An 8,879-nucleotide genomic window follows, 5' to 3' on the forward strand; every position below is an offset into this window, starting at 1 on the left:
AAAATGCTCGTCTCAATCTAAACTAAAATAACTATACTATCGAGACTGGAGAGAGTGATTTTATTTTGTCCAATTAATTTTGTCTAACCACTTAATAAGAGTAGACATTATTCTTAGAAGCTCCAGCCTGACTGGAGGTAGAAACAACTCCACCCACAGCATAAGCACTTCCAGAGGTAATTGCCCAGGCATAGTTTGGGGAAACAGAGACTATAGATTTGGTTATAGCCAGTGTTAAATCGCCTTTTGCAAAAGCTTGGGAAAATCCATAAGCAAAAGAGGAACCACCGTTAACTAAACTGGATTCTTTCACATTTTCTAGATAATTTAGTTCATAAATATTCATGGATTTTATCCTAATTTTGATTGCATAATTATATCTGTCGTGTTTATACTCTTTTGATCATAGATAATTAAACTAGAGTTGTGTTGCCATTTTGGCAAGTTTATTATCTTGATAATTTCTTGCCAAAATGGCATAATTTATAGATAAAAATATTGACATTTTTTCTAGATAAGAGATATGATTTATTTGTGGAAAACCACATAATTTATACAGCAATAAATTGGAGAATATTTGTGAAAAAATAAACCCTCTAATAGCATTTTCATGTAGTTGCTACCGAGGGTATTCACATCCATATTTAAGATTTATGTACAGGCTGATAAATTCAATTAGATTGCCAGGGCATCTTGCTGATTTTTACGATCGCTTGATGCCTGTTTATTTTGACTGTATTTGGCATTTTGACGATCGATACTGCTAACTTTTGAATCATTATTTGCACCAACAAATTCCATTTCATCTTCACCTCGGTTTCTGTGTTTACTAGGTTTACAACCTTTACAATTTTCTTTGATTAACCGATTAAATGTACGATAGGGAATGTAGTCGAGGGGGTTATGACCACCAAAACGTAAGATTAAAACACAAGCCCAAGAATACTTGCCAGCAAGTATGGCTTCAATAATTAAATCAAACTGTTCGCGAGTCATGATTTTATCTAATTTGCTTTGACGATACAATAATTCAGAACTCATAATTTTATCTCCAGATTTTTTCTAATGAATTTAACAAAATTTGAAAGTGCTATTAAAAATTGATGCCTTCTGCTTTCATTTGCCTAATTGGGTCTAATAAAACATCTGCAATGCGACGGCGACGAATAATAATGTCCGCGCTCGCAGTTTGACCAGGTTTAAAGCTAATCTTTTCACCATTTTCTGTCACATAGTTACGCTCCAAGGTTATTTCAACCTGATAAACATCTCCCATTTGTGCATCCTGCTCTGTATCAGGAGAAAGAGAGGAAACCTTGCCGGATATTAGTCCATAATCTTGATAAGGATAAGCATCAAACTTAAGTTGCACTGGCATCCCCACTCTGATAAATCCAGCTTCGGGATTAGGTAACTTAGCAGACAAAACCAGTGGGGCGTCTTGAGGGCCTATTTCTGCAATAGTTTGCCCTGGTTGCACAACCTCACCACTATTACCAACATTCAGAGAAAGTAGCACACCACTCACAGGCGCATAAACAAACCGTTCCTTCAACCTAGTCTCAGCAGTGGCAAGTAAATTTTTATTTTCACTAATTCTTGCTTTCAGTTGAGTTAACTCAACTTTTAACTGCTGAATACGTTGCTGCATTTCTAACTGAGTTGTTTGTGCTTGTGCCTGTTTTTGGGAAAGTTGAGCTTTGAGTCGCTGTGCTTCTGCTAATGCTTGCTCTAATTTGCCTTCGGTTTCAGTTATTTGGGTTTGCCGATCGCGCAAATTCTGTTCCACTGTAAATAACCTTTCCCTGGCCTGAGTTTCCTCTGCCAACTGTGCCCGAATAATAGCATTCTCTCGGTCGCGCAAAGCTTGTTCGGCTGAAAACAACTGTTCCCTACTCTGAGTTTTCTCAGATAACTGCGCCCGAATAATGGCATTCTCCCGGTCGCGCAAAGCTTGTTCGGCTGCAAACAACCGTTCCTGAGCCTGAGTTTTTTCAGATAACTGAGCCCGAACTAGAGCCTGTTGGCGATCGCGCAGTGCTTGTTGTGCTTGAAATAAACGTTCCTTCGACATTGCCCCCTCCTCAACCAGGGGCTGTAATGCCTCCACCCGTTGCTGATGTTCTACTACATCTGCTTTGAGTTGCTCAATCAACTCTTGGGTTTTGTCTGAGATTGGAGCAAGTTGTTGCCTTCTTTTTCTGGAAGCATCTACATCAGCTTTCAGTTGTTCCAGTAACTTATCTGTTTGACTTTCAATTGGTTCTAGATGTTGTCGTCTTTCCCTAGAAGCATCCACGTCAGCTTGCAGTTGTGCCACTAACTCCCGACTTTTATCTGCCAAAGGTTTGAGAGTTATATATCGTTGCTGTAATGCCGCCACATCTGACTTTAACTGACTCAGCATCGCTCGCGTAGTTTCCACATTTTTTTCTGCTTGAGCGATCGCTACTGACTGGGTTCTCATATCTGCCTTAGCCACACCATCTCTGCTTCCTGCTTCCATCCTCAGTCTCTCAAGCAAGGTTTGTTTCTGAACTAACTCTTTTTCATAAGCCACTTGTTGTTGCTTTAGTCGCTTTACTTCTATTCCTGCCAGTTTCGTCTCTAGTTCAAGCAAAACTTGACCTGTTTTTACTGTATCTCCCTCTTTTACAGGAATGTTAGCTACTTTTCCCATCTCCACCGGATGGACTTTGTAAGCTTGTCCCTGTGGCACTAACTCCCCCCGTGCTTGCCCTACTTCATTAATTTTGCCAAACCATGCCCAACTACCGAAAGCCATACAGAAAGCTATACCCCCTAATATCACTTGCCTGGGAAATGCTGCTGTTGGTTGATCGAGCAAATTTTGGACAAATGGTGACCAATTGGAAGCATTAACATTTTGAGTCTGTGTTGGTCTGTCCTGATTTTGAGCAGCTGTGGGTAACTGTGGTCCCCTAGCTGATGTTGGTATTCCTCCATAGATAGAGGCTGCTACTTCATCTATGTGATCGTACTCTGCATTTAGATCCTGTAAATTCCAGCTTTTAGCAGATGAATTGTTTTGATCGCATTCTGCTTCTGATTTAGTCTGAGAATTCATGGCCTCACCCTTTTTTTTTTGATCTTTTTTCAAGCTGTTAAAATTTTTTTTTAATTGTATGCTTTCTGATTTATCCCTCCCTAATTATACTAACTTAGTATATCTTATTCTGTTTGCCAATTTGGCAGTTTTTTACAATTGTTTGATTTTTTTTCTAGTTAAGTCATTTGATTTTCTATTAACAATTATCTTTTATTCAGACATATATAAATCCTCTTTTAATTGTCTATAAATATTCTGAAAAATGTCAAAAATAATCCCTTATCTACCAATATAGGTAATATTTTCAGTTTTTTTATCTATGTAAATATTTTTCACAAATTTTTTACAATTTTAGATATACAGTTCTTAATATTTTGCGATTTAAAAAAGCAAAAAAGAGATTGACCCTGAGAACTTAATCTTATTAAGATATATTTCTCTGTTAATAATTAAAGCCTGTCATAAATTAACAAATTGACAAAATAGGGATTCTATCTTTAAGGGAGATGATGATAGAGATGTCAATAAAATAAATGACTGAAACTGCTAAATAAATTCCTCCCAGAAAGTTTACTGAACGTTTGTCATAGCTCGTAGCGATTCCGCGATCATGTTTGAGTTTGGCGAAAAAATTTTCAATCATAATCTCCCATCTTCCCCTTTCCGCCTCTATTTTTAAATAGACATCTCCAAAAATAAAAAATAAAATCAATTATTATCCAGAAATTATCAATTATTCTTCCCTGTTCCCAGTTAAGTCTTCCCTGTTCCCTCTTTTCTGGAGATGTCTAATAGATATCAAATGGGTTCTATAAGACTCGATCGTAATTACAGAGTTCTTTTCGGTTTTTTTTCGGCGGAATCACTACGCTCTTAATGTCAACTCTTTTGATTGATAACAAACCCTAGGAAAGTAATAGGAATAAATGTAACAAATATTTACATAAATTCAGTATTTATTCGGTGTTACTTTACCATTTTTATAATTAAAGGTCAAGCTGTTGTTGTGCTAAATGATAATACAACCCACCAAGAGCTATCAATTCCTCATGAGTACCTTGCTCCAACAAAATTCCTTTATCTATAACTAAAATTTGGTCAGCATTTCTGACCGTAGATAGACGATGAGCAATAATAAAAGTAGTCCGATCCCGACTAATCCTAGTTAAATTCTCCTGAAACCTGCGCTCTGAGTCAGTATCCAAAGAGCTAGTCGCCTCATCCAAAATCACAATTCGAGGGTCACCCAATAAAGCGCGGGCGATCGCCACCCGTTGACGTTGCCCCCCAGATAGAGACGAGCCCCGCTCGCCCACTTTAGTGTTATATCCCAAAGGCATATCCTGAATAAAACTATGAGCCTCTGCCAGTTTGGCCACTTCTATCACCTCTGACAAAGGTACATCATCAGCATACATACTAATATTTTCCAAAATAGTCCCCGAAAACAAAAAACAATCTTGAGGCACAACACCAAGTTGCGATCGCAAAGACGGGGGCGAAACATTACGAACATCATGGCCATCAATCAAAATTCGCCCACTGTTTGGATAATACAAACTCTGCAACAACTTCACCAAGGTACTTTTACCAGACCCACTGCGCCCCACAATCGCAATAGTCTGCCCCGATCTGGCATCAAAAGAAATATTCTGAAGTGTATTCCTCTCCTGATCTTCATCATAACGAAAGGTAACATTCTCAAATTTCACATCTCCCCGTAACCGTGGCAACGCGAACATTTCCTGGCCTGGTATCTCTTCAGGTTCTGCTCCCAACACATCATTCAACCTTTCTACAGAAATCCAAATCTCCTGCAACTCATCCCACAGATTCACTAACACCATAAACGGGGTAATCACCTTACCAATCATCATATTAAAAGCCACATACTGACCAATACTCAGTTCCCCCTGAATCACAGAAAAACATCCAAACCACAGTAAAGCCGTACTACCAATACTATTAATTAACCCGTTGCTAAACTGTAAAAGATTTCCCAACTTTTGGGCCTTAAAACCAACATTCAGAGACTTAGTGAAATCCTCTTCCCACCGCCAGCGTAACTCCTTTTCAGTTGCCGTAGTTTTGATTGTAGATATGCCGGTCATCATTTCCACCAAAGATGAATTTTGATCTGCTGAAGCATTAAAAACCTCCCGCGACACCTTGCGCAAAAAAGGAGTAGCAACCAAAGTTAAAATTGTTATCGGTGGAATCAAGGCCAATACCAATAAAGTTAACTTCGGGTTGTAATAAAACATCAACCCCAAATAAACCATCCCGGTGAGAAAATCTAACCAAGACATCACCACCTGGCGAATCAGAAAACGTTGAATTTTCTGATTTTCTTGAACCCTGGTAATAATGTCACCCACCCTCCGAGATTCAAAAAATTTTATAGGTAATCTCAAAGCGTGACTGATAAAACCAGAAATCATAGTCAGATCGACTCGATGAGAAAAGTACTGAAGTAAATATTGTCTGGTTATTCCCAGCGCCAGACCTCCAATTCCAAACATTAAACTCCCTAAGGCAAAAACATTGAGAGCACTGAGACTTTTGTTAACAACTACTTGGTCAAGAATAACTTGGGTAAAGAAGGGCGTAACGATGCCAAATACTTGAATCAATACAGACGCCAGAATAATTTGTAGGATCGTATTACGATATGGCCACAAAACATTGAAGAAATTGCCTAGAGATACTTTACCTGTTTCAGCATTTCGTAATTCTTGAGTAGGCTGCAATAGCAGGGCGTAACCACTCCAACTTCCCAGAAATTCTGAACGACTTAACCATTTTTTGCCGAGCGCTGGGTCTGCAATTAAAACTTGTTTACCTTTAACTTTGTAGACAACCACATAGTGCATTCCTTCCCAGTGAGCAAACCAAGGATCTGTTTGCTCTTCTAGACGACTTAGAGATGCTCGTACAGGTCTAGATTGAAATCCTAGACTTTCTGCTGCTTTAGCGAGATTTTTGAGGGAAGCACCGGAGCGCCCCACATTCGACAAGTTTCGTAGTTGGTTAATACTGAAGCGTTTACCCCAATATTGGCTAATCATAGCTAAACAAGCTGCCCCACAATCTGAGGATGATTGCTGGAAAATCATTGGATAGTAGGCAAAAATATCCAGCACTCGGCGGTTAATTGGTTTTGGAAAAAGAACTTTGTTTTCTTTAGGTGGGGACTGAGAATTTTCTGGGGTTGGCGGTGGCGTATCGGCAGTGATTTGTTGAGAATGGATGGTAACTGCTTTCTTCCGAGGGATTTTATTTGGGTTTTTTAATAAGGATATAAGTTGATCCCATTGTTGTTTAGGTAGTTTGTAAACTGATAGTTGTGTTTCTGCTTGCCAGTCTGTAGGTGTTTTGTCAGGATAACCCCAACTGGGAAAGGTGGGTATTGCAGTTTGGGTTGTAGAAATTTGACCACTATTTAGCCAATAATGTGCGGTTTCCCCTGGAGTTGCTATTGTGAGTATTTCTCCTGCGGGTATTTGTATTTCCTGAAAGTGGGGCAATATGGGGCGTAGTTGATGACTTGGGATCGATCGCCATTCTGTGCAGGTTTTGAGAAAGATTTGGCATTGTCGTTGTTGTGTTTGTTCCTGTAGATGTTGTTCTAGTTGGGGTTGTTTTTTGAGTAATGGTTGTAGTTGGGTCAGGTCAATTTTTACTATTTGGCCTTGACTGGCAGCGATCGCCCGATAAAGTTTTATATTGTCTGTGAATAAGTTGTCTCCACCAAATATTTCTCCTGTTTCTAACACATCTACTGGTATTTCTTGTTGTTGTTCTGAGTCAAAGGCTAAAATTCTTACTCTACCTTCACATACTAGATAAATAAAATCATTAATTTCATTTTCATTTTTAATTAACTCATCACCAAGCTTAAATTCATTTGTCTGAGAATTTTTGAGCAAATCAGAAGCTATAGCAGTATCTATTTGCAGTTTTATTAATTTTTCTAAAATTGCAGAGTTTGCTTGTGTAGTTGGAGTTGAACTATCGTATGTTGATATTTTTTTCATTGTTATCTATATCGATTAATTGATTTGTATTTTCAAAAAACAAATATTTTATATCAGAATTAAGAAAGATTTTTACTGTAACTCTGTGCTTCAGATTAGCATGTTTACCCCTTTTATATCAAACATCAAAAGTTTTGATACATATCTTTAAAAAATCAATGGTGTGATACTTATATTTAGGTGAATTTTTGCTACCAAGTTTTGTTGCCTGTTCTCTATAAATTGTTGCCAAAAAACAGCTTTTTGTAATATTTTTCATCAAATTAAGAGTTAGAGACTGTTTATAAAAAAAATATTAAATTTAGGCTTAGGGTAGGTTTTGCGTTCCGCAAAGCTTGACCTTTGTCATATTCTGCATTCATGTCGGCAGCAAGCAGCCGAAACGCTTTATATGTCGCAGAGGGTTAACGAAGTTGTGCTACAGCAAAACTGCTGTCGCCGACTTGAATTGGCAGCAATACTTATGAGTCGCTACGCAAACTTTTAACTAGGAGCCTTAACCCACCGAACATACCGAAGAGTAAGCTAATACGCTGTCTTAATCTTTGCTTGTGGATTCACTCTATTAAGTTTTGAGGGAAAAAGTCTAATTAATATTGTTTACGGTATCGATCGTCATACATTTGGAACATACCCAAATAATGGGTAGTACTATAAGCCAAATTGCTGAATTTGATGATCAGCCAAATTGCTGAATTCGATGATCAGCCAAATTGCTGAATTCGATGATCAGCCAAATTGCTGATATAAAAATTCCTGAACATTCAGCCGTAAACTATGAGCTTCATTGCCTCGATAGTCCAAGTCAGTATTGAGAGATTGAGGTCTAATAGACCTCTGCGAAAATTAATCTCAAAACTTTGTAATTCCTAGGCTAAAACTTAATTTCTGGAGATATCTAATTAAAAGTATAGGTAAAAGCACATCAGTAGACATAGACGTAAAAAAATATAGATTTTTGGCTGGAGCAACTCCAGAAGGCACTCATGCAAGATTTTTTTTAGGAAATAAGATACGAAAAATGGTGTAGTGGGTGACTTTTATAGCAGTACGTGCAAGTCATGAGTCCGAAGTCATTCTTGAGGCTCGTTTGAGCATTTATAGAACCCCTGAGTGGTATATTTGTGAAAGGGGGTAAAATAAAAAATAAATCCTGTACTCAGGCAACTTAACAGACAATAGAGTGGGAAATCATTGAACCACTATTACCCTAGAAAAAGCAAACTAGACAGCCGAAATTGAAAGCTTTTTCAAAATTCTTAAATCCTCTAGTAAAATTTATTGCCTACAAAATTAATCTACCTTCCCCTCGAAATTTTTGCAATTCCTTCTAGGTCTACTTTACAGAATCTTTAAAAATAACAATGGTGTTTTTAGTTATTCAAATCAGTGGAATTCATTACGGAATAAAGGTTTGATCTGTATAGCTACATCTAGAGAAATTATGAAGTTTTGATGAAGTTAGATTGGTAAGTATATTTAGGAAGTATGGGACTGATACAAAAAAATGTTCTTATAGAAGCCATTTGGAATATTAGCCAAAGTGCGAGTTTTTGGGAAAGGAGTCAGGAGTTAGGAGTCAGTCCTCAGAAGTCAGGAGATGGAGAAATAGGGCCTTGCTTATATGTGGGATGAATTAGTGTGGGGGGTGTGGGGGGTGTGGGGAGTGTGGGGGGTGTGGGGGGTGAAAGATTCATCCCAAGGTTTCAGCAACGCCAGAAATAGAATAGGGGAAAAAGGTAGAAAAATAGATATATTCACCATCTCCCTAT

At 38.0% G+C, this 8,879-nt stretch carries 5 protein-coding genes; 1 reads left to right on the top strand and 4 read right to left on the bottom strand.

Going from position 1 to position 8,879, the window contains the following annotated elements; genetic code table 11:
* Nucleotides 1-91 precede the first annotated feature (91 nt).
* The 4 genes from F6K22_RS04180 to F6K22_RS04195 form a co-directional block, all read right to left on the bottom strand.
* On the bottom strand, nucleotides 92-346 hold the full coding sequence (locus F6K22_RS04180; RefSeq protein ID WP_293093645.1) for a hypothetical protein: 255 nt from the start codon (nucleotides 344-346) through the stop codon (nucleotides 92-94).
* 329 nt (nucleotides 347-675) lie between these two features.
* Nucleotides 676-1,041 carry a HetP family heterocyst commitment protein gene (locus F6K22_RS04185; protein WP_293093647.1) on the bottom strand — a complete coding sequence of 122 codons (366 nt, stop codon included), beginning with the start codon at nucleotides 1,039-1,041 and terminating at the stop codon, nucleotides 676-678.
* A gap of 52 nt (nucleotides 1,042-1,093) precedes the next feature.
* Nucleotides 1,094-3,088 (bottom strand): beta-barrel domain-containing protein, encoded by a 1,995-nt coding sequence (locus tag F6K22_RS04190; RefSeq protein WP_293093650.1) that lies wholly within the window; start codon nucleotides 3,086-3,088, stop codon nucleotides 1,094-1,096.
* Nucleotides 3,089-4,056: 968 nt separating this feature from the next.
* Nucleotides 4,057-7,107 (bottom strand): ABC transporter transmembrane domain-containing protein, encoded by a 3,051-nt coding sequence (locus tag F6K22_RS04195; RefSeq protein WP_293093653.1) that lies wholly within the window; start codon nucleotides 7,105-7,107, stop codon nucleotides 4,057-4,059.
* A 1,488-nt stretch (nucleotides 7,108-8,595) separates the two neighbouring features.
* Here F6K22_RS04195 and F6K22_RS04200 point away from each other — a divergent pair.
* Nucleotides 8,596-8,742, top strand: a complete 147-nt coding sequence (locus F6K22_RS04200) for a hypothetical protein (RefSeq protein WP_293093655.1) — start codon at nucleotides 8,596-8,598, stop codon at nucleotides 8,740-8,742.
* Nucleotides 8,743-8,879: the final 137 nt, after the last annotated feature.

Origin of the sequence: Okeania sp. SIO2F4 (assembly GCF_010672385.1) — a bacterium.
Lineage (GTDB): Bacteria > Cyanobacteriota > Cyanobacteriia > Cyanobacteriales > Microcoleaceae > Trichodesmium.

Excerpts from the sequence above, each read along its gene's own strand:
- F6K22_RS04195 (WP_293093653.1), bottom strand. The coding sequence starts at position 7,107 with ATGAAAAAAATATCAACATACGATAGTTCAACTCCAACTACACAAGCA.
- F6K22_RS04185 (WP_293093647.1), bottom strand. The coding sequence starts at position 1,041 with ATGAGTTCTGAATTATTGTATCGTCAAAGCAAATTAGATAAAATCATG.
- F6K22_RS04190 (WP_293093650.1), bottom strand. The coding sequence starts at position 3,088 with ATGAATTCTCAGACTAAATCAGAAGCAGAATGCGATCAAAACAATTCA.
- F6K22_RS04200 (WP_293093655.1), top strand. The coding sequence starts at position 8,596 with ATGGGACTGATACAAAAAAATGTTCTTATAGAAGCCATTTGGAATATT.
- F6K22_RS04180 (WP_293093645.1), bottom strand. The coding sequence starts at position 346 with ATGAATATTTATGAACTAAATTATCTAGAAAATGTGAAAGAATCCAGT.